Source organism: Brevibacillus sp. 7WMA2, from assembly GCF_010748895.1.
Taxonomy (GTDB): Bacteria; Bacillota; Bacilli; order Brevibacillales; family Brevibacillaceae; genus Brevibacillus_B; species Brevibacillus_B halotolerans.
This window is the reverse complement of the sequence record NZ_CP048799.1, coordinates 4,610,076-4,636,164: the sequence shown is the minus strand read 5'-3', so window position 1 is coordinate 4,636,164 and position 26,089 is coordinate 4,610,076. Positions and strand designations below refer to the sequence as shown.

44 protein-coding genes and 1 pseudogene are annotated in these 26,089 nt (G+C 38.0%); 4 read left to right on the top strand and 41 right to left on the bottom strand.

Going from position 1 to position 26,089, the window contains the following annotated elements; translation table 11 throughout:
* Positions 1-267: 267 nt before the first annotated feature.
* On the top strand, positions 268-1,512 hold the full coding sequence (locus GOP56_RS24270; protein WP_163246426.1) for a Kelch repeat-containing protein: 1,245 nt from the start codon (positions 268-270) through the stop codon (positions 1,510-1,512).
* A gap of 150 nt (positions 1,513-1,662) precedes the next feature.
* Here GOP56_RS24270 and GOP56_RS20165 read toward each other — a convergent pair whose 3' ends face one another.
* Both GOP56_RS20165 and GOP56_RS20160 read right to left on the bottom strand, forming a co-directional pair.
* On the bottom strand, positions 1,663-3,618 hold the full coding sequence (locus tag GOP56_RS20165) for a hypothetical protein (protein ID WP_163246424.1): 1,956 nt from the start codon (positions 3,616-3,618) through the stop codon (positions 1,663-1,665).
* Positions 3,619-3,662: 44 nt separating this feature from the next.
* The gene (locus GOP56_RS20160; protein ID WP_119734014.1) at positions 3,663-4,148 is read right to left on the bottom strand and encodes a Panacea domain-containing protein; all 486 of its coding nucleotides are present in this window, start codon (positions 4,146-4,148) and stop codon (positions 3,663-3,665) included.
* 737 nt (positions 4,149-4,885) lie between these two features.
* Here GOP56_RS20160 and GOP56_RS20155 point away from each other — a divergent pair.
* Positions 4,886-5,407, top strand: coding sequence for a hypothetical protein (locus tag GOP56_RS20155; RefSeq protein ID WP_163246423.1), 522 nt, complete (start codon positions 4,886-4,888; stop codon positions 5,405-5,407).
* A 106-nt stretch (positions 5,408-5,513) separates the two neighbouring features.
* Here the strand turns inward: GOP56_RS20155 and GOP56_RS20150 are convergent, their stop codons facing one another.
* The 20 genes from GOP56_RS20150 to GOP56_RS20065 all read right to left on the bottom strand — a co-directional run bounded on the left by GOP56_RS20150 (position 5,514) and on the right by GOP56_RS20065 (position 15,610).
* Entirely contained in the window at positions 5,514-6,068 is a 555-nt protein-coding gene (locus GOP56_RS20150; RefSeq protein ID WP_163246421.1) for an N-acetylmuramoyl-L-alanine amidase family protein, read from the bottom strand.
* Between the two features lie 146 nt (positions 6,069-6,214).
* Positions 6,215-6,451, bottom strand: coding sequence for a hypothetical protein (locus tag GOP56_RS20145; protein WP_254068483.1), 237 nt, complete (start codon positions 6,449-6,451; stop codon positions 6,215-6,217).
* Positions 6,397-6,603 carry a sigma factor-like helix-turn-helix DNA-binding protein gene (locus GOP56_RS24090; protein WP_254068745.1) on the bottom strand — a complete coding sequence of 69 codons (207 nt, stop codon included), beginning with the start codon at positions 6,601-6,603 and terminating at the stop codon, positions 6,397-6,399. Before GOP56_RS24090 ends, GOP56_RS20145 begins: the two co-directional genes overlap by 55 nt.
* Positions 6,604-6,766: 163 nt before the next feature.
* Positions 6,767-7,945, bottom strand: a complete 1,179-nt coding sequence (locus tag GOP56_RS20135; protein ID WP_163246418.1) for a glucosaminidase domain-containing protein — start codon at positions 7,943-7,945, stop codon at positions 6,767-6,769.
* Positions 7,942-8,199, bottom strand: a complete 258-nt coding sequence (locus GOP56_RS20130) for a hypothetical protein (protein ID WP_163246416.1) — start codon at positions 8,197-8,199, stop codon at positions 7,942-7,944. The genes GOP56_RS20135 and GOP56_RS20130 overlap by 4 nt, the downstream gene beginning before the upstream one ends.
* Entirely contained in the window at positions 8,199-8,465 is a 267-nt protein-coding gene (locus tag GOP56_RS20125) for a BhlA/UviB family holin-like peptide (RefSeq protein ID WP_022584466.1), read from the bottom strand. The genes GOP56_RS20130 and GOP56_RS20125 overlap by 1 nt, the downstream gene beginning before the upstream one ends.
* A 94-nt stretch (positions 8,466-8,559) precedes the next feature.
* Positions 8,560-8,688, bottom strand: coding sequence for a CD1375 family protein (locus GOP56_RS24085; protein WP_254068482.1), 129 nt, complete (start codon positions 8,686-8,688; stop codon positions 8,560-8,562).
* Between the two features lie 2 nt (positions 8,689-8,690).
* Positions 8,691-8,852, bottom strand: a complete 162-nt coding sequence (locus GOP56_RS20120) for a hypothetical protein (RefSeq protein WP_163244158.1) — start codon at positions 8,850-8,852, stop codon at positions 8,691-8,693.
* Complete coding sequence (locus tag GOP56_RS24080) at positions 8,849-10,525, bottom strand: hypothetical protein (RefSeq protein ID WP_254068481.1); 1,677 nt, start codon at positions 10,523-10,525, stop codon at positions 8,849-8,851. Before GOP56_RS24080 ends, GOP56_RS20120 begins: the two co-directional genes overlap by 4 nt.
* Positions 10,525-10,797, bottom strand: a complete 273-nt coding sequence (locus GOP56_RS20110; protein ID WP_096886914.1) for a hypothetical protein — start codon at positions 10,795-10,797, stop codon at positions 10,525-10,527. The genes GOP56_RS24080 and GOP56_RS20110 overlap by 1 nt, the downstream gene beginning before the upstream one ends.
* Positions 10,797-11,078: a hypothetical protein gene (locus tag GOP56_RS20105; protein ID WP_163246414.1), complete on the bottom strand. Its 282-nt coding sequence runs from the start codon at positions 11,076-11,078 to the stop codon at positions 10,797-10,799. Before GOP56_RS20105 ends, GOP56_RS20110 begins: the two co-directional genes overlap by 1 nt.
* Complete coding sequence (locus GOP56_RS20100; protein WP_163246412.1) at positions 11,071-11,664, bottom strand: putative phage tail protein; 594 nt, start codon at positions 11,662-11,664, stop codon at positions 11,071-11,073. Before GOP56_RS20100 ends, GOP56_RS20105 begins: the two co-directional genes overlap by 8 nt.
* Positions 11,661-11,984 carry a hypothetical protein gene (locus tag GOP56_RS24075; RefSeq protein ID WP_254068480.1) on the bottom strand — a complete coding sequence of 108 codons (324 nt, stop codon included), beginning with the start codon at positions 11,982-11,984 and terminating at the stop codon, positions 11,661-11,663. The genes GOP56_RS20100 and GOP56_RS24075 overlap by 4 nt, the downstream gene beginning before the upstream one ends.
* 8 nt (positions 11,985-11,992) lie before the next feature.
* Positions 11,993-12,319 (bottom strand): baseplate J/gp47 family protein, encoded by a 327-nt coding sequence (locus GOP56_RS24070; RefSeq protein ID WP_254068479.1) that lies wholly within the window; start codon positions 12,317-12,319, stop codon positions 11,993-11,995.
* A 90-nt stretch (positions 12,320-12,409) separates the two neighbouring features.
* Positions 12,410-12,664 carry a hypothetical protein gene (locus GOP56_RS20090; RefSeq protein WP_163246410.1) on the bottom strand — a complete coding sequence of 85 codons (255 nt, stop codon included), beginning with the start codon at positions 12,662-12,664 and terminating at the stop codon, positions 12,410-12,412.
* Positions 12,665-12,669: 5 nt separating this feature from the next.
* Entirely contained in the window at positions 12,670-12,855 is a 186-nt protein-coding gene (locus GOP56_RS20085) for a hypothetical protein (protein WP_163246408.1), read from the bottom strand.
* A 137-nt stretch (positions 12,856-12,992) separates the two neighbouring features.
* Positions 12,993-13,214, bottom strand: a complete 222-nt coding sequence (locus tag GOP56_RS20080) for a phage terminase small subunit-related protein (RefSeq protein ID WP_254068478.1) — start codon at positions 13,212-13,214, stop codon at positions 12,993-12,995.
* 81 nt (positions 13,215-13,295) lie between these two features.
* Complete coding sequence (locus tag GOP56_RS20075; RefSeq protein WP_022583972.1) at positions 13,296-13,538, bottom strand: hypothetical protein; 243 nt, start codon at positions 13,536-13,538, stop codon at positions 13,296-13,298.
* A 138-nt stretch (positions 13,539-13,676) separates the two neighbouring features.
* Positions 13,677-15,101: an IS1182 family transposase gene (locus tag GOP56_RS20070; protein WP_163245454.1), complete on the bottom strand. Its 1,425-nt coding sequence runs from the start codon at positions 15,099-15,101 to the stop codon at positions 13,677-13,679.
* Positions 15,102-15,217: 116 nt separating this feature from the next.
* The gene (locus tag GOP56_RS20065) at positions 15,218-15,610 is read right to left on the bottom strand and encodes a hypothetical protein (RefSeq protein WP_163246406.1); all 393 of its coding nucleotides are present in this window, start codon (positions 15,608-15,610) and stop codon (positions 15,218-15,220) included.
* Positions 15,611-15,956: 346 nt separating this feature from the next.
* Between GOP56_RS20065 and GOP56_RS20060 the strand changes: the two genes are divergently transcribed.
* On the top strand, positions 15,957-16,265 hold the full coding sequence (locus tag GOP56_RS20060; protein WP_163246404.1) for a hypothetical protein: 309 nt from the start codon (positions 15,957-15,959) through the stop codon (positions 16,263-16,265).
* Positions 16,266-17,425: 1,160 nt separating this feature from the next.
* Here GOP56_RS20060 and GOP56_RS20055 read toward each other — a convergent pair.
* The 19 genes and pseudogenes from GOP56_RS20055 to GOP56_RS19985 all read right to left on the bottom strand — a co-directional run bounded on the left by GOP56_RS20055 (position 17,426) and on the right by GOP56_RS19985 (position 25,581).
* A complete protein-coding gene (locus tag GOP56_RS20055; protein WP_163246403.1) occupies positions 17,426-17,929 on the bottom strand; it encodes a dUTP diphosphatase in 504 nt (167 codons plus the stop codon).
* 148 nt (positions 17,930-18,077) lie between these two features.
* Positions 18,078-18,781 (bottom strand): annotated as a pseudogene (locus tag GOP56_RS20050) (Rha family transcriptional regulator).
* A complete protein-coding gene (locus GOP56_RS20045) occupies positions 18,778-19,857 on the bottom strand; it encodes a DnaD domain protein (RefSeq protein ID WP_163246401.1) in 1,080 nt (359 codons plus the stop codon). The pseudogene GOP56_RS20050 and the gene GOP56_RS20045 overlap by 4 nt, the downstream one beginning before the upstream one ends.
* A gap of 10 nt (positions 19,858-19,867) precedes the next feature.
* Positions 19,868-20,218, bottom strand: coding sequence for an HNH endonuclease (locus GOP56_RS20040; protein ID WP_163246399.1), 351 nt, complete (start codon positions 20,216-20,218; stop codon positions 19,868-19,870).
* Between the two features lie 16 nt (positions 20,219-20,234).
* Positions 20,235-21,185, bottom strand: a complete 951-nt coding sequence (locus GOP56_RS20035; protein ID WP_163246398.1) for a recombinase RecT — start codon at positions 21,183-21,185, stop codon at positions 20,235-20,237.
* 2 nt (positions 21,186-21,187) lie between these two features.
* Positions 21,188-21,874 (bottom strand): YqaJ viral recombinase family nuclease, encoded by a 687-nt coding sequence (locus GOP56_RS20030; RefSeq protein ID WP_254068473.1) that lies wholly within the window; start codon positions 21,872-21,874, stop codon positions 21,188-21,190.
* 14 nt (positions 21,875-21,888) lie between these two features.
* Complete coding sequence (locus GOP56_RS24055; RefSeq protein WP_254068471.1) at positions 21,889-22,044, bottom strand: YqaJ viral recombinase family protein; 156 nt, start codon at positions 22,042-22,044, stop codon at positions 21,889-21,891.
* Between the two features lie 5 nt (positions 22,045-22,049).
* On the bottom strand, positions 22,050-22,220 hold the full coding sequence (locus GOP56_RS23500; protein WP_174250693.1) for a hypothetical protein: 171 nt from the start codon (positions 22,218-22,220) through the stop codon (positions 22,050-22,052).
* The gene (locus GOP56_RS20025; protein ID WP_163246396.1) at positions 22,217-22,456 is read right to left on the bottom strand and encodes a hypothetical protein; all 240 of its coding nucleotides are present in this window, start codon (positions 22,454-22,456) and stop codon (positions 22,217-22,219) included. Before GOP56_RS20025 ends, GOP56_RS23500 begins: the two co-directional genes overlap by 4 nt.
* A complete protein-coding gene (locus GOP56_RS20020) occupies positions 22,440-22,688 on the bottom strand; it encodes a hypothetical protein (protein ID WP_163246394.1) in 249 nt (82 codons plus the stop codon). The genes GOP56_RS20025 and GOP56_RS20020 overlap by 17 nt, the downstream gene beginning before the upstream one ends.
* A gap of 89 nt (positions 22,689-22,777) precedes the next feature.
* Complete coding sequence (locus tag GOP56_RS20015) at positions 22,778-23,485, bottom strand: hypothetical protein (RefSeq protein WP_163246392.1); 708 nt, start codon at positions 23,483-23,485, stop codon at positions 22,778-22,780.
* A gap of 25 nt (positions 23,486-23,510) precedes the next feature.
* Positions 23,511-23,636, bottom strand: a complete 126-nt coding sequence (locus tag GOP56_RS24220) for a hypothetical protein (protein WP_256379989.1) — start codon at positions 23,634-23,636, stop codon at positions 23,511-23,513.
* Entirely contained in the window at positions 23,614-23,880 is a 267-nt protein-coding gene (locus tag GOP56_RS20010) for a replication terminator protein (protein ID WP_254068470.1), read from the bottom strand. The genes GOP56_RS24220 and GOP56_RS20010 overlap by 23 nt, the downstream gene beginning before the upstream one ends.
* A gap of 59 nt (positions 23,881-23,939) precedes the next feature.
* Positions 23,940-24,113, bottom strand: coding sequence for a hypothetical protein (locus GOP56_RS20005; protein ID WP_163246390.1), 174 nt, complete (start codon positions 24,111-24,113; stop codon positions 23,940-23,942).
* A complete protein-coding gene (locus GOP56_RS20000; RefSeq protein ID WP_031411286.1) occupies positions 24,110-24,316 on the bottom strand; it encodes a hypothetical protein in 207 nt (68 codons plus the stop codon). Before GOP56_RS20000 ends, GOP56_RS20005 begins: the two co-directional genes overlap by 4 nt.
* A gap of 57 nt (positions 24,317-24,373) precedes the next feature.
* Complete coding sequence (locus tag GOP56_RS19995; protein WP_163246389.1) at positions 24,374-24,523, bottom strand: hypothetical protein; 150 nt, start codon at positions 24,521-24,523, stop codon at positions 24,374-24,376.
* Positions 24,524-24,536: 13 nt separating this feature from the next.
* Entirely contained in the window at positions 24,537-24,926 is a 390-nt protein-coding gene (locus GOP56_RS19990) for a helix-turn-helix domain-containing protein (protein ID WP_163246387.1), read from the bottom strand.
* A 125-nt stretch (positions 24,927-25,051) separates the two neighbouring features.
* On the bottom strand, positions 25,052-25,216 hold the full coding sequence (locus GOP56_RS23495; protein ID WP_174250692.1) for a hypothetical protein: 165 nt from the start codon (positions 25,214-25,216) through the stop codon (positions 25,052-25,054).
* A 137-nt stretch (positions 25,217-25,353) separates the two neighbouring features.
* Positions 25,354-25,581, bottom strand: coding sequence for a helix-turn-helix transcriptional regulator (locus GOP56_RS19985; RefSeq protein ID WP_163246386.1), 228 nt, complete (start codon positions 25,579-25,581; stop codon positions 25,354-25,356).
* 151 nt (positions 25,582-25,732) lie between these two features.
* Between GOP56_RS19985 and GOP56_RS19980 the strand changes: the two genes are divergently transcribed.
* Positions 25,733-26,089, top strand: a complete 357-nt coding sequence (locus GOP56_RS19980; protein WP_163246384.1) for a helix-turn-helix domain-containing protein — start codon at positions 25,733-25,735, stop codon at positions 26,087-26,089.

The following is a 26,089-nucleotide window of genomic DNA, read 5'->3' as shown; positions in this document are numbered from 1 at the left end:
CTAAGGAGATTATGCAACGAACAGTTTTTGACTATCTAAATTAAAAAGGAAAATATTTTTTTAAAAATATACAAAATGCACCATAATTAATTACATATTTTTCAATTTATGTTTTGTTTTATGAAATCTAATTTCGTATAATGCAAATGTGTCGGCCGACATAGCTAATATTCTTACAACATTTTTTATTCGTTATTCTTACATACACTCATAAAGGAGGTAAGCACTTTTCTCTTTCTCTACAGATAGAGTAAAAGTGTTAAACAAATGAGCCTAAAGAAAATAGGATTATTCGCTATTGCGATGATTATGACCTTGTTTAGTTTTCAAACGTATTCGTTTGCAGCAGAAGAAATGGAATGGGTTAAAAAAGCACCAATCCCGACTCCTAGATACAGCGTTGGTGGCATAGTATATGATAATAAGATTTATGTATATGGTGGAACTCCTGGAATTGGTTCCTTTGATAATCTTGAAGTATATGATCCAGCAAAAGATAAGTGGAAAACGTTACCTAGTTCTTCTCATGCTAGATCAGATATGGCATTTGTAGAAAATCAAGGGAAGTTCTATGCAATCGGGGGAGACAGTAGTTCTGGTCCGACTAACATTGTTGAAGTGTTCGATCCTGTTTCAAAAATATGGACATCAGCTCAGTCTATGCCAACATCTCTTCGTATGATTAAGGCTGTTTCTTTAGATAATACTATCTATACTTTTGGGGGAATCCATAAGGGAGATGAACAGACTGATTTAGTATACTCATTTAATCCTGAAACGAATTCTTGGATTTCTAAAAATCCTATGCCTTTTAAAGGATATGCACACCCGTTTGTTAATAACGGTTCTATATACGTGATTCATATTAATATCGCTGAAGAAAAACTCACTATATATCTTTATGACCATTTACAAGATACATGGACACAAACAGATGAACTCTCTTATGAAATTGGGTTTATTGATAGTTCCTTACAATTTGATGGCAAAATCATCTTTATTACTCCCCTAACAGTATGTAGTTATGATGTAAGTACAAAAAAACTAACACCTTACCCAATCCCCCCTCTAAACAGAGGCGGAGGTGCTGATGGTATTGTAAATGATAAATTATATGTTATTGGAGGTACCTACATTGTTGATAACCACACATCTGGTGCTACTTCAGATGTAGTAGAGTTAAATCTTTCTAATCTAATTAATCCGGACCCGACTCCAGATCCAGACCCAGACCCTAATCCAAATCCCGATCCTAAGCCAAATCCTAACCCAAATCTAACTGGAAATGCACTCTTAGTAATCTACATGGATAGTGGTTTAGTCAAAGAATTTGAAATGACAAATGAAGAAATCAGAAACTTTACCGAATGGTATGAAGGTAGAGCAAAAGGAAACGGTAGAGAAGCATACATCGTTAATAAGAAATACAACATCGGACCTTTCAATTCTAGAAAAGACTTCATTAGCTACAGTCATATTGAAAGCTTTGAAGTTCAAGAGTACAGTAGATAATAAGACACCCCCTCCTACACTACGGAGGGGGTTCTCATGTTATTTAAGGTGATTATTAAGTTGTTTTACTCTAGGAAGCCCCTAGAGGGATTTCGTGGGTTATAAATAATTAAAGATCCATCTAGTCTAGTATTATATTTCTAACCTCTATTACACAAGTTCTTTCACTGTAAAAACATCCTGGATCTCCTTCCAAAAAACTTTATTCTCAATAAAATTCAAATTATATTTATCTCCCACTTTTTCAATAGCATTAAATAAATGCTCCAAATATGAACAATCAATATGTTTAGTATTAATATAGGTCTCAGGCACGAATCCAAAGTCAATGATATTCTCCTTAATGTACTTTTGTTGTCCATAAGTCAAAATAACCAATTTATTCAAACAGTATTCTATTGTCTTTTTATTGAAATTAAAGGAAACATTAATTTTAGAATATGGTTCTGATTTATTAAGATATAAATTATTTTTTGCCTTATTTTCTGAAAACACATTAAACACGGGATTAAATAATATATAATCAAAATTTGTGATTATATATTTAATCAAAAAACCTGTTGAAGAATATTGCCCCAATTCAATTGTTTTTAGGGTTACTTGTAATAGTACAAAAATAACTGCAAGCCTGAATTCTTGTAATTCCTTTGGCTCATTTTCCCCTGTAGGTGCAATATAATTAAATGGAATAGAGTTTATACCTTCAACCATCTGTAGTCTCTTCGTGGCTTCCTGCAAATCAGATTGCAAAAGTGAAAATTCTTCTTGTTCAGTACATCTCGACAAAGAATGTGTACTATTATAAATTTGTTTTGTATCATTTTGATGGACAGCATTGACTAAAAGAGCTTTATATACTAACACTAAACCTTTTTTCTCATCCCAATCTTTTGCTAACTCTTCCATTCCTTTATAAATAGGATCAAGACCAATATGCTTATCCCCAGACATTAATATTGCCAATTCTTGTAGGCAGGTTAAAAACTCAGTATTTAATTCCTTGGAGCGTGGCTTTAAAACAAAGAAAGTGTTAATTGCTTTGTATGCTTCTTCGATTTTATGATAATTTGATAACTCTTTAATTAATGATATGTGATTTCTTAGTATGGTCTTATACAACCCCTGAAATTCTACCTTATCTTTTTTTAATAAATATTCGAATCTGACCGTATTATCTATGTAACTTAAACGTGGCCATTCAAATAATTTACTCAACATGAACTCCCATTTCTTATAATTTATCTCATAAACCTCATTCATATTTTTCTCAACAGAAACAGTCAATAGTTGATATATACTTTCGATATACATATGTAAAATGGGGTACGTAGTGATTCTTCGCTTTTTTGTTGGAGCGAATAGCAAATTAGAAATGACATCATCAGTTTCTTTCAACAAATCATTTATCAACCAACGAACGTTCACATTCCTTAAAGTATCTATTAGCATTCTTATTCCGTATATGACCGAAAAAAAAGCTACTATTAGCCAAATCATAACCCTCGTTGAATGTGGGTAAGTAGTATCAATATTCATTGATATTGTATCTAGCTTTATAACATACACTAGCGTTTTCCCAAATAAAATTGTTAAAATTGATAATATAACAAAGATTATAAGTGACTTGTTTCTAGAATAAATCCCACTTGCTGATGCCGTTTTTTGTTCTCGATAAGAAAATACATAAAGAGTTAAACTGATCGGTAAGGCAATCCCCAAAATATTTGTTGTTATGGTTATTATATCTAATAAAAATTGATTAACTGTTAATCCTATTATGTTGTTAATATATAACGAGCCAAGAAAGTTAAATAATGTAATAAAAATAGTCGGCAGTAAAATTAAACTAATCCATATATTTCTGATAAGGATTTTTCCAAGTGAAGAGACCCAAGAATCACAAACCATTCTTATCTGGATTATAAATACAATAACACCAATTAAAGATTTAAATATAAACTCTTGGACAAATTTAAATCTTTTTGGCAAATCCCGAACGTTTTTACGGAACTTTTCGAATGTTCTCTGTTCCATTTCTATAAAAACTACCTGTAGACTAATAATTATTAATGAAAAGAACAATAATGACCATCTAATTTTCTCCATTTAATCAAACCACCCTCTGTACAAAAAAAGAGAGGAAAGAAGTATTAATTACTTTCCCCTACTAAAAATTGTTTGTAATAATTACTCATATTTTCCAATGTAATAATATTATTGGAATGGTCATGGTTAGCAACATCTCCACGAGCAATTCTCCAAGGTGCTTCTCGATGGGTTAATTCTTCAAGCTCTTTTCCAGTATAGGTACCATAAAGCCCCCATACAAATTCAAGTATAGCTTTTGTCTTCGGAAGTGAATCGAGCTTTATGTTTATTTGATTTAAAGTTTCTTTTTGTGGTGGAGTAATAACGTCATATCCCCAGTGTTTGTACATACTGTATAAAGAAGGTATAACTGGTCCGTGAACCCAGGCTTCGATTTCTTCATTAAATAATGGTTTATTTAGTATGGTTTTATGCCAAGATTGAGCATAGTATACAAGCTTTTGTAATTTTAAATGGGTAATAGCATGAGGCGTGTCTGAAACACTCTTTGATAAAAAAAACACAGCGACATCAAATACATTTAACATGTTTCTTCATCCTCCTCTTTAGTTATTAATTTAATTCTAAGTTATTCCCTTAAAAAAGTCACCAATTGTATTGCATTTTATTTCAAAAAAGTTTATAATACCATATTTTGTGCTCGTGATCATTTCGCATACAATATATGGTATCATTTTATGTTTTAATGCAATTTTTCCATTTCTCCTTGTATTTTCATAGAGCATTTGTAATTTGTTTTCTATTCTTATTTTACCACAAAATGGCCAGAAACGGAACGCATGTTCCTGTTCAATCAAAAAAGGCATTCCAAGTGTGTGCTGACATGCTCTTTAAACTGTTCTTATTAATTCTTTCTTGCTTGCCCACTAGCAACCCTTAGTTCATCTGCCAATTGACCGATCCTAACAGCCTTATCCTTCATTCCCATTTGATTATAGAAAGTCCATTGACCTTGAAGTGTCCTATTTTCTATACCAATAATGTAATTCATAACCTTAGAGAGATGCTTATAAACAACAAGAAGGATTGCCTTCTCCCCAGAATATAAAACGAAATATGATGATGAGAACAAAGATGTACTTATTGCGTAAAAGAGTAAACGGATTGAATAGAAAAACATGCTTCATTCAAAATTTTCTCAGTCCCTCTACTATTGTAATGTTTGTACGAAGAAGAAAAGTTACTGGTTTATGAAACTTTTGGAAATGAATAATCGTCCATAAGATTAGGACAATAAGGTATTAAATAGAGGAGTTGTAATTACATGGCAAAGAAAATCGGTATAGTAGTACTCTTTCTATTGATTTGCATTTATGCAATTAATCTTCAAACCGAAAAAAAGGAACTTGAATTAAGACTGGAAATTCTTGCAGGACATAATTTATTTCTTCTTTTAACTACTTACGATGAAATACAAGACTTGCTTAATTCAGATAAGAAAAGCACTGATATTATTATTAATGTAAAAAAGAAACTTGAAAATATAAAAGAGTTCTCATCAACCATTGATACTGCTATAGGTCGCGGGGACTTACAAACAATCTATTTTAAATTTACTGAGATTTTTTCACATTTTGAAAATATTAGTGCTTCAGTTGGTAATAATAAATCAAAGGAGCTAATTGAAATCAAGGGTCTAATACAAGAACTAAAAACAATCATTCTTGAAACTTATTATGTAAAAAACAATACTGAAGGTGGTAAAGCCGAATTGCACATTAAACATTTTGACAAAATCGATGCATTTATTGAAAGAATAACTAAATTTAATAAAGGGTTGACTTAAAAAAATTAATCCCTTGTTAAGCCGTCCTCTTTACAAAAAAGGTTGAGCAGTTCTAATTTCGCTCAACCTTTTTTTATAGCTTCTATATACTCTTATGACTTTTAAGTTACCAACGTGCTGTTCGCAAATCATCAAAATAGTCAATAATACCTCTTACAATATTTTTAGCAACGTAAGATAATTCTCGGGAACTATCTAACCAGCTTTCATCAATTTGGCCAATTTCAAGTAACGTTTTTGCACTGGCCTTAGTGTCTCGTAGTATTGCAAAGTCCTCTTCGTAATAGTTCATATCATTATTAATGGCAATATCTTTAGCCAAAGTTTTGGAGGCTTTTGCGTCGGGATGATGAAATGCACCAACTCGACCGTATTCAGTGTTTACATGAATACTGACTAATACATCCATTCGAGAAAACTTTTTATTAATGTACTTTACTCGTTTATTGATATCATCGTTGATATCTTTGCCACCAAAATCTGTATCCCGAGTACGAGTCAAATAAACCGTTGCACCTTTTTCCTCTAGTTTATCTCTAAGAATTTTACTCATTTCTAAAGTAATATCTTTTTCTTTTCTATCACGATTGGTCTTTCCATCGAATCGCCCACCATGCCCTGGATCAATAATAATTGTTCTACCTTTTAAAATTCTACTCATTTATTAAACTCACCTACTAGTATAAGATAAGATAATCTGGCCAGAATCACCTTTCACTTATCTAGGTAAAAAATCAAAGGAAATAGCAACTAATTTATTTTTATTAATTGCGACGTAAAACCACTACCTTTAGATATCGGAGAGTATCAAGCACTCTTTGGCCAAATATCGCCTTTGCGAATAGCTTCTATCATGGCAACCTTCATTTCCTGAATGCTATCCTCCCTTGACATTTTAATAAAACACGCGAGATATTCCATGTCCGGTTCAAGATATCCAATGATTTCCATCGAAGCCTGATTATCACCAGTTTGAGCACGTTTTAGCATTATATAGAACGAGTTATTCTCTTTGCTAGTAACCTTAGATATTTTATTTTGCATTTATTAACTCCTTGTCTTGTGATGTTTAATTTTCTAGCTACTTCCTCTTCAGTCATTCCGTCAATTACGGTACTTCTGATGATAAAACGTGCTTTTTCAGGAAGTTCACTTAATAACTGTTGTACATAGAGTTGAGAGGCTACAGTTTCCATCGTATCTTCACCAAATCGTGGTTCAATCATTGTTGTTTCACTAATACTGCGTTTTTTAGAGGTGTATTGTAAGCGCCAAGCAATTCGTCTAAGTATTCTTTTACAATGTTCTTTCATGAGTTCATCGGTCAATAGTATCACCTACTAATAAAATCTCTTCAAACTAAGTAGAACCTAATTTTTTAGCCATATTGATAATTAACGTGGCAGCATAATCACCTAGTACGGTTCCACCTTTGGTGGCGTTATTTTGCCAATATTCAGGCGTTTTAATGATGCCAGCTTTTACAAGAACCTCTAATGATTTATCTAGATCACTCATAGATGCAACTCCTCCTTTTGGTTTATACGGATGTCCCACGTATCCACAAAATGCTTTGACAACAGCCTCTGCATACATCTCCCAGTTAGCTTTTAACAGTGCTGCGTCACCCGTATTGTCGATAAAACCATATTCCATGATCGTTGTGTCTACAGTGCCTGTCTCTCGATGCATGAAATAGTAGTCAGTACCAACATTCCCCAGGCGACTATACACCTTACGGAATTTCTGGCCGCAATCCACGACTGATTGAACGAGCACTTTTGCCAGCTTGTCAGTAGCATGAATCGAGTGGATAGCCTCCACACCTTCGCCACCACCAGCGTTTATATGGTTTGAAATGCAATACTTAGCCCTACTCTGCTTAACCGCTCCTGTGCGCTGTGGGGGCATCAGGGTAGTATCTGCTGTTCTTGTAATAGCAACTGGCAATCCTGGCTCTTTAAATCTATTAAATTGGTACAAGCTAATTTGGAGAGTTAGGTCTTTTTCCCTCATTCCATTCCCGACTGCACCTGAGTCAGTACCTCCATGTCCTGGATCGATAATTAAAATAGGTGTGGCCACTCTATCAACTCCCTGGTCATATTTATAAAGTTGGTACTCTTCGATTCGTTTGATAAGCTTTTCAGCGTATTGTGAATCTGTTGCATATCCTGCTTTCTCAATCTCATGGCAAGCAGTACGCCAATCGGTGTTAATAATCTTGCCGTAACGTGGTCTCAACAAAAACTCCGAATGATCACACACAGAATCTTCCCAGTCATGATATTTACGAAAAGGAGATTTCCTTGTTATTTTCTTTCCATGTTCTTCTTCTGGAGAATCCCTTTCGTAACTACCTGCAGGTCCGACTCCCTTAATGCCAAACCAGTTATTTGCATTAACTGCCAGCTCGGAAGCTCCCCATCCTGATTCTAATATCCCTTGTGCAATGGTTAGGGATGCAGGGATACCGGTACGTTGCATTTCATGGATAGCAATAGGGGCTAATTTGTCTATAAAGTCCTGTGGTCTCATTGCTCCACATCTCTTTTCTGGAACGAGTTTTTTGTACCCGAATGAATCCCAATAGCAGCTGTTGCCTCAAGAAACGCAATCTTGCCAGCTTCGAGTAAGTCGCCACCGTAGAGTAAAGCATTGATCGCATTATAAGCTATCGCCATCACAACAATAGCAAGAGGAATGTAATCGTTTGGGAACCAGCTCCGTGTTTTCAACCATGCTCCTGACGCCATTACGACTGCAATTACTAAACCAATTTCTATCATCATTAGCCCACCTTTTCTTTTAGCTCTTGTAATTCGTTTTCTAAGCCGTTTAGACTGCGTTCGATCTGTTGCAATGTAGTGGTATTACGTTCTAATTGAATTACCATCCGCTCGTTATGCTCCATGAGCTTGGCTTCGCGTGTCTGAGCCTGTTTCACTAGTTGGGTCTCGCGCTCTCTTCCTTCCTTTTTTGTAGAGAATAACAGCCAAACAAACAGAGCAGCGAACGGGCCCTGTTGAAGCAATGTGTTCATTACGCTCTCTTCCATGCTTTTCCTCTCCTTATCATACCCCTTGGGGTAAATAAAATAGGGAGCCGCAGCTCCCCACGAAAAAACGCCTCTCCAGATCGGAAAAGGCGTTTTATGATTCAGTTTGTTCAACTAAATATTCTGCTACGGGAACCCTATAAACTTCTGGTAAAGATTCAATTTCTCTGCGACCGACTTTTACCAATAGGCTGTACACAGGAATCATATACGCTTTAACCATTTCTACTTCTCTCCTTCTAGTGTTTTTATTTTTGCTTCCATTCTAGTTACCATCTCTTGTAACTGAGCAATAGCTTCATAGGCTTCTATTAACTCTGGCGAGATTTTACCCTTCTCCCGCTCTTTCTCCAATTCATCTAAATCCATAGGTTTCATTAAAATCAATCGAATGCACCTCCGAATCCTTTTACAATCACAGACTCAGTTGCAACTCCTTTAACAAAAACAAAGCGCACACTAACGCCCCATTTTTCTGCTGTTTTTTCCTTGTTGGTGAAGATAAAGCCACGGTTGAATTTGACGTTGTTAGTGGCATCTTCCCACGTAGGCGAATCGTCAAACGCATTGTTACACACCTCGACTTTATAATCTGCACCAGGAGGAACTGTCGCATCAATCGTTATAAGAATACGTTTAGCAGCGATAGTGGTATCAAAAGGTTTCTTTAGAGAGAATGCTATCTTGTCGGCTGATCGATGGAAAGTAAACGTCCTAGTCGACTTCAAGCCTTTACTGTCGGTTGCCTCGATCGTTAATGTGTGGGCTTCTGTTAAAGAGAGCCGCAGCCACATGTCCAGTGGGATAGTCAACGTATTTTCCATTTTGTCAGTTCCAGCGAATGTACGGATTGCCTTACCATTGATTTTCTCCGTGATGGTAAACGTGTCACCCTCTGGCTCTGTGACAGTGTATTTCTTTGAAGGAACAGAACTAAGTGTGCCAAGGTCTTCATTTTGACCGCTAATAACGGGTGGTCGGTTGTGGACGACTCGGAACGTAAATCCAAACACGGTAGATTTACCACCTTGGTCATCTTCAGCCCAAACAGATAGAGTGTAATCGGTGTTTTCGGTTAGGTCAGAGCCTGTTATATCTGTTGTGCCATCCCAAATGCGTTTGTTGCTGTATCGTAAATTCTTGACAAAAGAAATAGGCGTTGATCCGTCTGACACTCCGGAAGCAATCGCCCTTATCGTACCGTTGTCGATACGGTATTTTGTTGTGACTACGTTGTCCTTGTCGGTGTCGGTTACGTGCCCCTTAATACCCAACGTAGCATTTTCCGCAAGCATTTGGTTTTGGGGTGGAGACGTGAGTTTGATATTCGGATTAGAGTTATCGGAATACTCGATAGTTACCGCATACTGATAGTAATGGGTATAGCTTCTTGTATCGTATCCGGATTTCGTTACAGGACCACTATATACTTGTGTGTATCTATAAACTGCTGTAGAAGGTCTCGTTGCCATCCCTGAATATGTTGCCGTTGCTGTCATACTCCAATATTCATCTGGGTTACGTCCAGATCGGGTGCAAGCCCCAAAAGAAACGGAACCAGTGCGGTATAAAGTTCCGCTAAGTCCCCCCTCATTGTATGGGATAGAACTAGGTAACGATCTTTCCGCACTTCTCTCCGCTTCAGGACAAGAATTCATTTTTCCACTTGATACCGTATGGCTTTTAGATACAGACTTACTGGTTCCAGGAGACCCACTTACTAGTGTTTCAGTTGGGCTTCCACTCTTACCTAGATTTCCGCTGAATCCACCTTCGTTATACGGTATACTACCTGGAAAGGAATTGGATGAGCTTGTTTGCGAAGTAGTTACCACTTTAGTTTCAGAAGGTACATAGGAGCCACCTGACTGTGCCCAACGAGTGTGGGAACCTCCGGAGAAAGTGAACGTTACAGTATTGCCGCTCACTTTATATGATACCGTCCCCGTGTTAACCGTTACAGACTTAATACTATTTAGGCCTGGTATGGTTAAAGTGTGTGTTTGTGCGCTATATGATAATTCATCGAATTGTTTTTCAAGTTTTTTTATCGTTGCCACTATACCACCAACCTTTTGTTAACCTCGTCATACCAGCCTTCTGTTAGGCTCACGTCATTTAAGGTCACAAAATTCTCGAAGAACACATTCCCTGTAAAATTATTAAACAATGCGTCTTTAATCGTCTGTACCTCGATCTGGAGCGCAGCAATCGCTACCGTATGCTGTTCCAGTAGCTTGTGCGCATCGTCAATCCCTTTTTCCCATCGATTAATATCTGTCTCCATGACAGGATCATCACCCTGCCAGTCAAGCTTTGCTTGGTACGGCATTACTCTTTCACTCCTCTCACTTCAAATTCGAACCGAAATTCCAACGATTGATCGTCCAGCACATCTATGTTCGCAGTCCTTTCAGTTATGGGATTCCCTAAATCGTCCAATAGCTTCAAAGAGGACACTTTGGTTATTCCGATCACTGGTTCTGTGATCACAATGACATTACCTCCCTCCTGCTTGATAGACCTCAATTGGACAGTTTGGTTATTTAATATAAGGGTAGACGCTCTCTTTGCCAAATCCTCTACAACCCTTTCCAAATAGGCTTTATCCATCAATAATCACCTCATTTTGATATGTAAGAGGGGTCATGCGAACTCGAAACTCATGAACCTTGTGATATCTCCGCTGATTTACTTTGATAGTCTCAACGAACTCAATTCGATCGTAGCTTGCTAACTGCGGCATAAAAACATGGGGAACCCGCTTTCGCTTATGAATATCATGTACCCATGAAGCAATGTCATAAATTGACCATAGGGGAACCGAGATATAGAAATAACCTGTATCTGGGCTTTCTGTTATCCCAATTCGGTCTATTCCATCTGGTGAGATAAATAATTGAGTTATTTCTATTGCCATAGCAGGAGTAAATGGATTAACCTGTCGGTACTTTGCAATTACTCTCGCCCGTCTTGTCTCATAGGAATCTCCAAACTTTGGCACAACCTGAAACATGTATTCCCAAAACACCAAGCCCCATGTGGCTGTTTGGATATTCATTTGTTGCTCCAGATCGGTTTTCTTACCTCGCTGGTAATCTATCTCCCCGCCAGCTCCATCAAAATGCTGAATAGTAGCTATGTTTTCATACCAGTATGGCGGCAAACATTCTCTATATCTCTCTGGAATCATCCTCATATCGCTGTCACCGTTACCGATTTGATAATGGGAATCGTAGCAAAGGATATAGGGATATTAGCTTGACCCTCGTTTAACTGGACCTCACTATAATCAATGACACCTGGTACTTTAAACAGACGGTAAATCTCGGAATATAATATCTTTGTTTTCTGAGCAGAAACATAAGCACGTATATTGCTTTCAATCTGTGCAATAGTGGCGGTAAGATCGGTTGTATGCTCCCATTCGAGCAATTTACCTGAGACAGTAATTTCAATTATTGGAGCAGGCTTTACAATGATTTTATCGTTCATATGATGCTTGTCTGGTAAAGCCAAATGTTTTTCTACGGCTTTTTAATAAGCTCCTCACTTGCTGGCATCCCGTCTTGACTGATCAAAGCAATGTGAACAGTGTTTGGCGCTTCCCCCCAAATAAACGGATCGCCTACATTAACGACTTCTTTTATCCATCGTTTGTAGTCAGATTCAGCGCCCCTCCCCTCTTCAGAGGCCGCCTTTTCCATTAATCGTTGTAAATACAAATCGTCTGGTTCATTTTCTTTTCTGGATAAGACTAAAAATACTCCCCAAGCATCCAGAAATTCCCCATCAGACCAAGGTAAAAACCACTGCAAGAAACGGTATTCATCTAATTGCTGCTCCTTTGACAAGCTGCCTAGTAGACCAATCCATTTTATACCTCCATGGAGTCGTCTCCTTTTCCTCCTTCACTTCCCTGTCTTCTTCAAATACTGGAAACATTACCGCACCTCCCCTAGCACCAAATATTGACCATTGGTGCATCGCATTAAAGCGTACTTTGCTCCCAATTGAAGTTCTGTGAATAGCTCATCCTTAAAAAATACTAGATCATCCTCCACCTCTTTTAGAGGCGCAGGGTCCTCATCCAATTTAATGACCACAGGAACATAGCTTTGTAGAACACCAAATTCAATCTGGGTATCACTTATGCCACTTCTCGCTTGGGTAATTAATCGATTAATCGCTTGTTGCATAGGCTTTACCTACTTTCCAAGGAAAGGTCCATCATATATTCCATTCCTTTGCTTTGAGCACTACTAGACGTTACAATCCACTGTGTTTGTTTGCCATTCCGCTCCAAGATATCCACACGCCAACCAGCTCGCAGTTTAGCAATTGCCGGATCGGTTGGGGCACCAGAGGGAAATAAAAACGCCGTAGGCAATCGCGGAGGAGCTGCACCCAAGAGGAACAGCAACGCGGTAAGCCACGGCTTTTTTCGTAGATACTTCCCTGATGATGTAGCCGAGATTATAGAAGAGATTGAAACTAAGTCCCCTCTTGATATGTTGTGGGAAAACATCATGATTCAGTACACAGCTCAGCGTTTGACTCACTTTTCATTGTAGTACTACATTGACCTGATTGTAGTACTACATTCCATTTGTCTCGGCTTTTCCAGTTGCTTATTGTTTTTTCTTTTTCGCCTAGTTGGTCAGCAAGCTCTCGATTGCTAATATTTCCGCTACTTTCGAGCCATAGCTCCAAGGCTTTGTCGCGGTTTGGACTTCTTACTCTAGCCATTTACATTATCACCACCACCTATTGAGTTTGTTTTGCAAAAGAAAAAGCACCACTTGGGTGCTTATGTGCCTAATTAGATTCTTAATACAATACTTCCAATGCAAACTCATTTAAATTAAAAATTTCTTCAAAAGATTTCCCATCAATTCTAACTTTATCAATAAGTTCTTGAGGGGTGGTAAAACACACACTGTCCTCGTAAAATTTGCAAAAACAAAAACCGTTTTTTGTATTCGTAATTGAATAATCGTCTCCCTTATATTTAAACTCCACTTCTCTCCCGTCTAGTAAATCCGATTTAAATTGCTTGTATGTATAGTCCATTACATTTCTCCTCACAAAATAGGGATATAAATCAATCTAAAATCAACTCAATAAAGTGAATGCCTATTACCCTTTATACACTAAATTAAAGAAAAGAACCACCATTTGGTGGTTCTGCAGGCTGTGGACAAACTCTTCTTAAGCTACTGCTATAAGGGGAGTTTGTTTTATTTTTTGCTGGTAAAAGGTTAGTAGTTGAAGAAGCTTACGCTTCTCCTTTTCAGGATTCCAAAGCCACGTAGCGAGCTTTTTTAAATTCATAGAAGCAAAAACAAGCATCACCTGCATGGTCACTTTTTTAATCCCTCGTAAAGTGGTCCATCTCAAGCCATGCTTTTCCTTCAAATCTGCAAATACTCGCTCAATCGTTTCTTTTCTTTTTGAATAGATTTCCTTATTTTTGAGTGTATGTCTAAGATGATCAGCTTCTTCTATATATTCTGCCCATATATGACGACTGATTTTTTTCACTGTATCCTTGCTATTTGTACATTGGTTCCGAAAGGCACAATCTTTGCAAATTGATGGATTCGATCTGTATATTCGATACCCCTCACGGGTTGTTGTCTCATAAGACAATACTTCATTTGCAGGGCAAACATAGCAATCATAATATTCATCATAAGCATATTCGTATTTCTTAAAGAATCCCTCCTTTGTACGTGGTCGTGTATATGGCATTGCAGGACGTATACCAGAAGTAATGAGGGTTTTAGCAATATAAGGGGTTTTATAGCCTGCATCTACTGCTACTGCATAGGGTTTTCCTACTTGATGAATAGCTTGATTTAATACATCCTGAAACATTTGACTGTCGTGAACGTTAGCAGCTGTTACTTTTGCACTCAATATAAATCCGTTCTTATCGCTTGCGGCATGGAAGGAGTATGCAAATAATCTTTCTTTTTCATCCTTAATAAACCAACCACTATCAGGATCAGTAGTGCTCAACTTCACTTCCTTTTGTATAGACTCAGACTTTTTTGGCAAGGGTTTCTTTCCGTGATCGATCCTATCCTGATTTAATTCTTCTTCTAAATAAGATAGATATTTTTTAGGTTCTTGTTCAACTATGGTCTTTCTGTATTTCTTCTTATTCGCATTAGCCTTTACGTGAGTAGAATCAATAAACATAACAGAAGAATTAACAAATCGATGCTTAAGAGCTTCTCCAAGAATATGTGCAAAAATGGTTTCAAAGAGATCTGTATCTTGAAAACGGCGAGCATAATTTTTACCGAAGGTAGAGAAATGAGGTACTGGTTGAGTGAAGTCATAACCGATAAACCACCGATAAGCTACATTCGTTTCCAGTTCTTTAATTGTCTGACGCATAGATTTTATACCAAATAAATATTGAATAAATACGATCTTTATTAGCACAACAGGGTCGATACTTGGTCTCCCATTATCTTCCGAATATTTGTCTTTTACAAGATCATATATAAAAGTAAAATCAATTGCTTTCTCAATTTTACGAACTAAATGATCAGAAGGGACAAGTTCATCTAACGAAACAAAGGACAGTTGGTAACGGCCTTCTGCATCTTGTCTTTTTAACAAGTAACTCACTCCTTTCTGCTATATTCATACATTCAACAAAAAAGCGTGCAGACCTCCATACCTTTCGGTATTTTGTCTACACGCTGAAGAACCACCATTTGGTGGTTCTGGTACTTCTAGTACCCATCTCCTCTTGGAGGAGTATTCTTCCAATTCCAATCATGTCTATGAGGTACTTTTGGATGCTCTTTTGCGTTTCCATGATTAGTATAGTCAATATCCATATCGGCTTTACCGGTGTGATCATAGTATCTACGTTGCACTAACTCACCTTTTTTAACTAAATCTTTTGAAGACAATCTATCTCCTTTAGTCGGCAAAACTCTTTTATCATCTACAACTTCATGATTGCCAGTTTCCTCGCCTTCTTCTTTTGCATCTTCATATCCTTCCAATAGATACATATAAAGAGTGAGACCAGTTGCTTGTGCCGTATTAGGCGTCAAAGTAGGTAAAACAGCACCAAACAACATTGCGACAGTAAAGAATAGTGCAAAAATCTTTTTCATAATTTTAACCTCCGTTTATAAATTTTACCATGGTAATTATTGATTATAATGGTAAATAAAATTTAGTAAAGTTAAAAGAGTATAAATATAATTGAAAATATTAAATTTTTTTCCGCGAATGAAACTCTGCTATTTCTTGCTTAAACTGTCGAGAGAGCTAGAAATAAGAGAATGCAATATTTTCAGCTAACACATTTGCATATGCTTATTATTTGATACTCTCGCAGCGCCTGAGCCTCGTCACTCCTGCGCCCAAACATAAGATGGGCAAGTATCATACTCCTTCTGACTTCCATATGATGGTACACACATATCAGTTATTCACAAGTAGAAGGAGAGATTGAAAATGTATAAGTATACTGTTCGCCTGCATGTGCCCCAAAGAAGAGGGCGTGTCCACCTTCGTTTAGCAAATCCTGATATTACACGCGACTCAGTTATCCACATTTCAGTTAGCCAAGCACGACCTTTAGGTGGTATATTTGGTGCGGCTTTTAATCGAATTTTTGGGAGCGCAAGTATTACCGTGCAGAACATTACACCGTCCGACGGTGAAGTTAATTTTTATGTGTTAGTTGATTGGCCACAGCCGCTTGACATCGCTGCAGACATTTCGATTTTCGATCCAACTGATAACATTGTTTATGGGAGATGACGAAAGAATCATAGGGTCATATTTACAGCCTAATATTGTCCGACCGGAGCATGGCCATAAGTTCGTTTCCTGTTTCACGCTTTCTCCTACTACGCCCTGTTTAGGCTTTTACCACTAACCTATAGGGAATGTCCGATGTATGACAAATGTGAGTCCTTGATATTTACATCTTCTTTCGTCGTATCTGAAGTTGTCGTTACTCCCAACTCGCAACGCCTGAGCATAGCTAAATAATTAATAATTTCTAAATAAATAGGCACCTATCCAATCCATCTCGGTTAATTGCTCATAAGTTATTCTAAATCTTGGGCAATTGGAGGTATTTATGATTAAGAACCAAGAAAATTATAATTTTTATAATCGGAAGACCGGAGCAAAAGCACAGCAAGTACCACAGATAAATTCGATACAACCAATTTATCCTTTAAAATATGGGTATCCAGCACCGCCAATTTGTGAAAACCACCAAATGGCTATCACTCCAAGTCAACCAATAGAAGCTATACAGATGCCGCAAGTTTTCTCAAATCACCTATCCTGCGTTCAGGAATGCTTCCGTTTGGAGAATAAACAAGCAAGGTCTGATTGCATAAGGCAATGTAATTGCAAGTATTTAAATCGAGACTGTCCCATAACCTGTGGATATTGCGAACCAGATCCCAGTTCTCCTACAGGATATTCAGAGTACTGTTGTATACACTATCCTACTGGAAACTACTGCTTCAAACGACCATGCTCCCTACCACTTCCACCCCCGCCTGATGAATGCGGTTGGTCTGATTATTTGTACTGTTGGACTGTTTGGCCTTTCTGCAAGATATTCTGTGCACAAAGTCCAAATAAAGAAGCATGCTACCGTGGATGCACAGGATTTTTTGGATGTGACTGTAGGTAGTGTTGATACAACTTCACCAATAAAGTATTCAGTCTTGGACTCCGACTAATATAAGCGAAGAGCGAGCCGCGGTTATTACATCAAACTCTGCTTTTGGTTGCTTGCCCTTTACATCCCGTAAGTACTCCAATCATATTTATGCTCGTACTCTTTGCCTTCTTTTCTTCTCTATGAGTTGATCTCGTAGTTTGGTCGTCAATTACCGTTTTGTTGGGCAACCGTTGAAGTTTGATTGGAATCAGAAGCTACCCCACTCTCCTGAACGTTAGATATTGATTTGCCATTTATCTATATAGGCTTCGGTGATTTCATACCATGTGAATCCAAGCATGTAGATTAATGCTATAAAGTCTGCAATAGCATCGAAGAAATCCCATTCATCCATTTTTGTTGATAGCTTGTCAAAGATACGGTTGAACAAATCAGTAGCATCAGATCCCCTTAAAGTTCTTTGAACGTTACAATCCCATTTATCCGGTATGCCTAGATGTATCCCTAAGGATAGGAAGAAATGAAGAGTATCGGCTGCCTCTTCAAGCGCCCTATCTCGATTCATAGGTTTATCAGACCAGTGCTTAAAGCACCTTACTTCATTAGCAAACTCAGATAGCTCAACTCTTAAAGCAAGGATTGTGTTATCCCATAGGTCTTGATCTTCCAATCCTTTTTTCTTGATGATGTAATCATTTAGTAGGCGCTGCCTTTCGAAAAGTGGTTCCAGATCAATATTGTTCTCTTTAAATGGTTTAAAATCAGTATCATTTAACATCAGTGTCCATCTCCTCACGAATGACTTGTTTCTGCCAATCTAGTTGCTCTTTGTTCAATATTTATTTAACTATTTGATTGTCCTGTGTATCCATCAATCCTCACTCTCCGATTTTTTTATTTGCCAAAGGTCTACGCCATTGTTAGTTTTAAGAAACCTTACGTGGCATCCAAGCATCAACATAACGTAAAACTTGCTCTAACTCCTTACGACGTACATCCTTGTAACTCGATACTCCCCAACGATCTTTTATCTCTCGATGCAGTTGTCGAAATAATTCACTTCTGCGTTCTTGATCTATTTCCAGCTCGTACACTTTTCGAGCAATTGCTTTTTGTAAATTACGCTGTTGACCACTATCCAACGTAATTTGCCTTTCTACCTTATACTCTAGTTCACTGAGTTTTTGACCGTGTGTTTGTGTAATGCTTTTAACCTCTTCCATTTCCTCAACCATTTCTGCTGTGAGTTTGAGAGATTGAATAAGAGCTTGTCGATCATTCAAAGGAACCACTTTGTTTTGATTTAATTTTTCTTTCATCTGTTTGAATTGTTTTAAGAAGCGAATTTTCATTTTCATTGCTTCTGGTGTTACATAACTCATGGCTACTAGAGCAAAAGCATCTTCTGTTAGATTGTATTTAGGATACATTTGCTTGTTTTGAGGGTGTATGTAATGGGTCTCCTCAAAAAGTTGAGGGTACCCCATTCTTTCTCACCAGCTTCAATCAATTTTTCCATTTGATTTCGGATATCACGCATTACATTGTCGTGGGATTTTCTAAAGACCTCTGCGATTTTTAGACTATCTGTGAACACCTGATTGTTTTGAATAAAGACTAGTTGATTCATGCTTGATTCCTCCTTGGTTGTCTTAGTGATTCGTATAATTCTTTCAGCTCGGGATCATCCATGATCGTTTGCTTTTGTGTAACGCGTGTTGGTTGTTCCTGTTGCTCTCGATCTATCTGGCGTTGAACAGCAGCTGGGTATTTGTCTTGCAGAACTGGTCTATTGCCATATCCTTTTTTGCCTTGTACAACTTGCAAATGGTTAGCCCTCTCTGCTTTGGAACGCTCATGATCTTGCTTATTTAGTTCAGCGTGTTCGGCTGTTTTAATGCCTCTTGATGGGAATTTATTAATAATGCCCTTGCAATAGTTCCAATCCTTTCCTTTCTCTGCTGCCTCTCTCATGGCCCAAGCAATAGCTGACATTTCTATTCCGTCATCGAGGTAACTATGTAAGAGTTCCGTCATGATGAAAGTTGGCTCGAAAACGAAATATTTTTTGTATTGGTCAAAGGTACTGTTGTATACGTATAAATCTCTACCACCTACCTCCACCACCTCGCAGGAGGATTTAGGAGGTGGTGTATTATCTGTATATATTTCTGATTCTGTATATGAATCTGTATCTGTATATATAGCGTGACTTGGCGTGACATCTTGTGACTTGCCTTCTTTTACTTCGTGACCGTCACGCTTAGAATCAGTAGAACCAGCGTCATCATTAGCTTTTTTCTCTTCTGACTCTTTCTGCTTTTTCTTCTCTTCTGCTTCTTTAGCGCGTTGTTTCCTTTTTCTCTCTCTTGTGTTCTCTGGTTTATCAGATGGCTTTTCATATTGTCGATTCATGAAGTTGATCAATGTCACGCTACCATCGACGTGACGCTCCATCATTTTGAGCGTGACACACATTTCAATAAAACCATTCGCTTGATCTAATTCTGACGCTGTTAGGCCAGCAACATGGGCTAAATCTTGATCGGTGTATTCAATGCCATCGGCAATGAACAACCGACCTCGATCTGTTGAATTAGATGCCTCACACATAGCTGCAATCCATAACCATTTCTGTGTTGCGTTTAATCTTCGTAATTTCGGGTCAACTAATATTTCTGGATAAAGTCTCAGCCATTTGATCATGTCCTCACCTCTACGACGCTCCATTTGTGTAGTACGGGAGCAATACTTTCTCTCGATAATTCCGAAACGCTTGACGCCCTTCTTTCGTGTGGTGAGCCTTCCAATGGCACGTGCCTGTTTGAGTAGATGGTCCGCAAGCTAAGGCGAGGTTATGGGCCTCTCCAGTGCCTCCCTCGCTTCTAAAAATGATGTGGTGTGCTTGTAACCATGTCGTCTTACCACACAGCACACAACGCCCTTTGTCTCGCACCATTACTTCTTTGTAGACCTGGGGAGTAATTCTCCCCTGATCTACCCGTTTTTTTGTTCTACGCTTGTAATCTGGCTTTGGTACGGCTCTTACTTCATCAAACATTCCCATGTGATCAACCCCATTCTTATGCTGATTCTTCTTGTGTATCTGGTTTCGTTTCTTCCTCTACTTCTATCACTTTGTAATCTGCATCAAAGATATTGTCTGATTCACTTCCGTTATCCCTACGCGGTTTCAACACTGCTTCATCAAGAGCTAATTTTTCTTGTACTTCAATACTGATAGGCATGTATTTTGCCATTTCTTTAATGCATGTTTTCTTTGCCATAGCATCAAAGTGATTTACCCATGGCCCCACGAGCTTATCGTTTTTCTTTGACTTCGAATGTTTCGTAGCGTGTTGCTGACATTGCTCTGCTGTGAGAGTAAAAAAATCAAATGCGCCGTCCTTTAACTTGTAAGCTGAATAATATCTGACTGCTTTTCCTTCATCTTTAGGATTCCGTTCTTTGATACGGGTAATTGCTTGATCCATCATGATTTCTAAGAAGTCATCCTTATTAGGCTGAAAATTTTCTAGTAGATGTAACATGTCGAACGGGACATGAACCAACCTCTTATCTTCGCCTTTTAAGTAGATAAACAAATCGTTTTCGTACACTGTTTCTGCATAGATTTTTGATACATCACCTGTGCGCCGTATCAAGTCGATCTGCCCTTTGTAACCGATTTGGAATTGGCATTCCCATCTTCCAGTTTCGTTATCCTTAAATGGAACAAGGTACGCATGTCCCATTAAATTAGGTTCAAGTCCAAGCGTTGCACAATTCATTACAGCTCCTACTATTGATGCTGGCGTGCAATCAGCTAACTTTTGAGTGCGACTGATTGCTGTTAGTGTTATTCTCGCAAGCCTCTCTGGTGTCATATGCTTTGGAACGATTGATTTAATAGCTTGGAAGTTATCTGCAAGCTCCTTTTTGATTATCATGTTGAAATTTTCGCCTTTAGTTTGCGTTCTAGCAGCAAGTTGTTTTGAGATATTAGATTGATCTACTTTTTTATCCGTTGTCATTCTTATTCGTCTCCTCCGATAACCCTGAATGTTCTACTTCTCTTTCCGGTTTTCCAAGAGAACTTTAACTCACTTTGAAAGTAAGCTAATTCGTGATTTTTCATGTATCCTTTGATCTGGTTCACGGCTGTTTCTTCGCGTTTCATTGCATCTTTTTTTTCGGCCCTTGCTTGATAAAGCATCTGTATACTGTCATAGGCGTCTTCTGGAAGTTCAATGATGGATCGTGAGATAGATTCAAGATATTGGTCACTCAGATACTCAGTGTCTTGTTGAGAGTATGCTGGAGGTACTTTTGCTTTTATATGGCTATTCCAGAACTCACGTTCCACCGTAATTAGATTTTTGATTAACTCATCATCTCGTTCGATGACTCGCCACTGAAAATCCCAACCACCGATAAGCACTGCTATAAACCATCTATCTGCTCCTGTAACAGCCATGTAGTGATTGCACTGAAGGATATATTCTGTAGGAGCCTGTGTTCCTGACCAATCATTCCGACAATACTCAGCCGTGTTCTTGCATTCTAATCCTGCATTTTGACCTGGTAGCCATCGGTCAATATTAGCTAGCATAAAATCATATTCTGGATGCTGAAATATTGCATTTTGCCGCCATACTTTATATCCTGTATCTTCTGCAAACCATTCAGCTATAAGTGGCTCTAGCATACGTCCTGCTTTCATTTTTTGATTGTCTTCTACTGGAGGAGCTTGACGTATACAGCCATTGGTGACCTATAACGGCTCATCTGGCAAATAGCTGCTACATCAGAACCACCGATGCCTAGACGCCGATATTCAAGCCATTCCTCATATCCCATATTCTTTGTATCTACTAAGCGTTGGGCTAACATTTCATTCACCCTTTCTCGCCAAGTCCAATATATTCAGCAAGTACTTTATTACTGATAATTTGGACTGGCTTCCAATTCGGGAAATTCCGTTGCATGTATGCAATTGCAAACCGTTTTAATGTTTGTTTATCATTTAAAGCTCGATATATCTCAAGCAGTGGAAAAGTGTGCCTCATTCCCCTAGTCCACTCAGGAGTTGCTCTGTAAGTTCTTTAACAGCTTGTCTATTTTCATGCATAGAACGATCTGCAAGCGTGTCTCTTAGGTACAACATTTCCTCGATATGACTGTCTAAATGTCTGAACAAATAATCTGCTTGCTCGTGGAAAGCCGTATTTCCACGTCTTCTATAACGTTGTCTTATTGGTTCAGTACGTTCCACATACTGCGGAAAATCAAGCAATGCTGGCATAATGTTTTCCCTCCCGTACTAAGGCTGCTACATAATCTTCACGGCGCCGTAACTCTTCCTGTAAACCACTTCTTGTTGATTCCATTTCAGCAAGCTCTCTGCCGATCTTGTTTAACTTTTCTTCTAAAGCTCGCATGTCTTCATCCGTTGATCTAATTTCTGTATACAAGCGCTCGATAGCACGATTTTGTTCATTTAGTTCCATTTGAACGGTTCTGATATTTCGTTCCATGCTTGTCCAACCTCCGATTATTTGGTATTGTAGAGGTACAAATTTTTGTTTCGGGATCCCCTGTTGGTAGCAGGGGATTTTTTTATTTTTTAAGCAATGATTACTACCTTTTGAGTTTCCACTTGTTCTTGTAGGTTTTCTGCTAAAAATTCTTTAATATTTCTCATAGCTTCTAGCTTCCACGCTCCTCCATCAGCTTCAAACAAAGCGCAACTTGGCCCAGATTTCATACGGAAGATAAAATCACTCTCTGGTTGATCAACTTCGACAAAAGTACGGTATGGTTTAAGTAATACTGGGTTAGGCACTTTTACATTTGCTACAGTTGCCACACCTGTTTTAGCTACCACAGCTTGGGAAACTCCATCGTCACCAACGGTGTTTACACTTTCCTCCTTGATGTTGCCAACGACCTTTAACATAATGTCTCTATCCTCATTAGCCACAAAGCAAGATTGTAATTTGATGTTAAAATTTTCTGGATCATACCAATTGTCAAATCTAAATTGAGGAATCATTGCCTTTGCACAAATCATGAAGTTTCTTTGATAATCTCGATTAAATGTAGTGAAGCATTGTACTTCTGTTGGTGAAACAACATGAACCATCAGTTCTTTATCTCCGTCAAAACTTGATTTAATGTATTCGATTAACCCTGATAAGCTATTTACTGGGATGTGATCTGGAACCGATGCCGTAACATGGTGCAGTTTCTGAGTAGAAAAAGCTTGTCCACCAATATCCTGAATTTCTACGTTGCCTAACCCGATTAAATATTCCAATGCACTTTTCAACATTCAAAACACTCCTCTATATCAATTTTTATTTAAAACTAACCACGTTATCTGTAATTACATTCCCTTTATCATCAGCAATTTCACCATCAGGCGTTATATAGGTCTGACCTTTCATGCCTGATTTCAATTCAGCGCCCAATGACTTGTCCATTGTTGTCATAATCCATGATTAACTTAGTTTCTATTGGTCTTGCAGGAATCAAGGTTGATTTGGTTTGTACCTGTACAGCAGCAATATCTCGTTTTTCATCAGCCTTGATAGCAACTGTGATAGAAAGCTTTCTGACCTTATTAGCATCTGTATTGGGATCAGCGATATTAGCAAGAACTTTTGATAACTCAATACGAAAAGCTTCTGCCACTGCTCCTTCTGCAAAATCATCTAAACTGATCATGAATATTCCTCCTTGTTTATAAATAGCTATTTTGCTATCCTAATAAATAGTTAAATGTTTTAAGATGCCGTCTGTTTGCCGCAGGCGGTTTTTTCATGCTCTCTAATCGTTTTTTCTAACTCACGAGTAATCTCTTTATAGATTTCATAGGCAACTGTGTCTCCATCTGTTTTAGCTGTGACCATTAGTCTCTGATAAAACAAGAATCTTCGTTTAGCAGTCTCAATACTCACCTTTTTTCCTCCTTATCCAGGATTCGTTTAGCTTGCTCATGCTGACGTGCTATCCTGATATCCGATACCTTCTTAGCTATGATTTCCTTCTTCTTGGCATCAACTGTGTCTCCATTTCTGAGACTAATCTTAGAAAGATCCAGCATCCCATTTATGATGTGATACAACTCCTCTTCATCCAGACCATCCAGCATTTCTTTCATCTTCTCACCTCCTCTACAGCGCCATATTTGTTTTAAGGTCCTCTACCTTAGGCATTGCTACATATTCCGAAATGCCTCGTTATTCCACATAGAACCAACCTCTCCCATGTTTGCTCTTCCAGAACGTTGTAAGGAATAAAATAATGTTTTAACGGCAGGTATTAAGTCGATAAGCTGCTTTTGATGATTCTGCATAGACATGCTCATAGGCCTAACGCCTTTAAGCTCCATTCTTTTCAACTTTGGTTCCTCTTTCTCTAAAGCTCCAATTGCTTCTCCTGCCTCTATCACGCTTTTTTAGGTTTAAAATCGCATCTGAAACGTCTTGGTTTAAAATTGGATCAACTGGAGCAAGAGAAAACGGATCAAGTCGATACATGTGCGTTAACATATCCCATCCTTCATACCATCCAGTTATCTCGCACCATTTGGCAGCTAGTTTTATAGAAGGTTCGTCGTACCCACATTCAATATTGCTTACCCTTTTTTGATCGATTCCAAGGGCTATTCCCAGAGCAACCTGAGTCCGAACACTAGGTTGCATGCTATTTATTCGAAAATGTTTAAGGTAAAGACCTATCTGTTGACGGGCGTATCCTATGTTCGGCATTTGTTCTCACTCCTATTGGATATATTTGTCATGTATGATTGAATTTTGTTCATCTTTCATCATGCTCTCCCTCAGGCGCTTACCTGGGGCTTTTTAAAGCTTGTCCATCACGCCCATACTGGGCGTTAAGCAATAACTGCATTATTTTCAGTCACTTCTTGTTGAATTTCTCTGCTCTCTTCTTTTACAGGGGGCTTATATGTACCATTTCGTTTAGCCCTTTGGATGGCGTTCCAGCAGAGTTGGTGCACAAGTTTGTTAACCTCTGGCGGAAAATTTCTAACGATCATCTCTATCCCTCCCTGTATCTATGTGTATGAGTGGGGAAGTTTGTCCTATCCGTTGTTATTTATGGAGAAATGCGTCTCAATGGATGTGATTACGATAGGTCGGTTCTCTTTGTATTTCTTTGAAGCCTTAACTGCTTTCAAGCTAGTTTTTGTGTTCCATGACGCGAATCGTGATATTTCTCTTCAAAAAAAATTGTCCAATCTACTCCTAATACTCTTGCTATTTTCTTAGCAACATTAACACTTGGCCTACGATTTTCTTGTTCTATCATTGCATAAGTTGTTCTTGCAATATCAGCTCTGTTAGCGACTTGTTCTTGTGTAAAATTGAGTTCAACACGTTTCTTAATCATCCAATGTCTCATAGTTCACCTCCCGCAATGTCACGAATCGTGTATCTCAATTACTAATTTAATACACACCACGTGACATATCAATGATTAATTACACTTTTCGTGACATGAATTTAATGTCACTCTTTGTGTAGCTATAATTACAATATGGGAGGTGCTTTATATGTTAGGTCAGCGCTTAAAAGAACAAAGGATTAGAAGGAATTTGCGTCAGGAAGATGTCGCATTGAAAATTGGTATTGCACGTACTACATATGCAATGTATGAGCAAAATAAGCGAGAACCAGATAATGAAACCCTCCAAAAATTAGCTGACTTTTTTAATGTCAAGATTGATTACTTGTTAGGAAGACAGGAAGAAAATTATGATTATACTAAAGACCCTACCGTAACAGGTGAAATCAAAGAATTACTTGATGACCTCATGCAGCTTCCACCTGAGGAAAGAACTATTATTATTAACCAAGCAAGAATTTTTACTGAGGGTTTAAAAGCAAAAAACCGTTCAACTAATAAATAG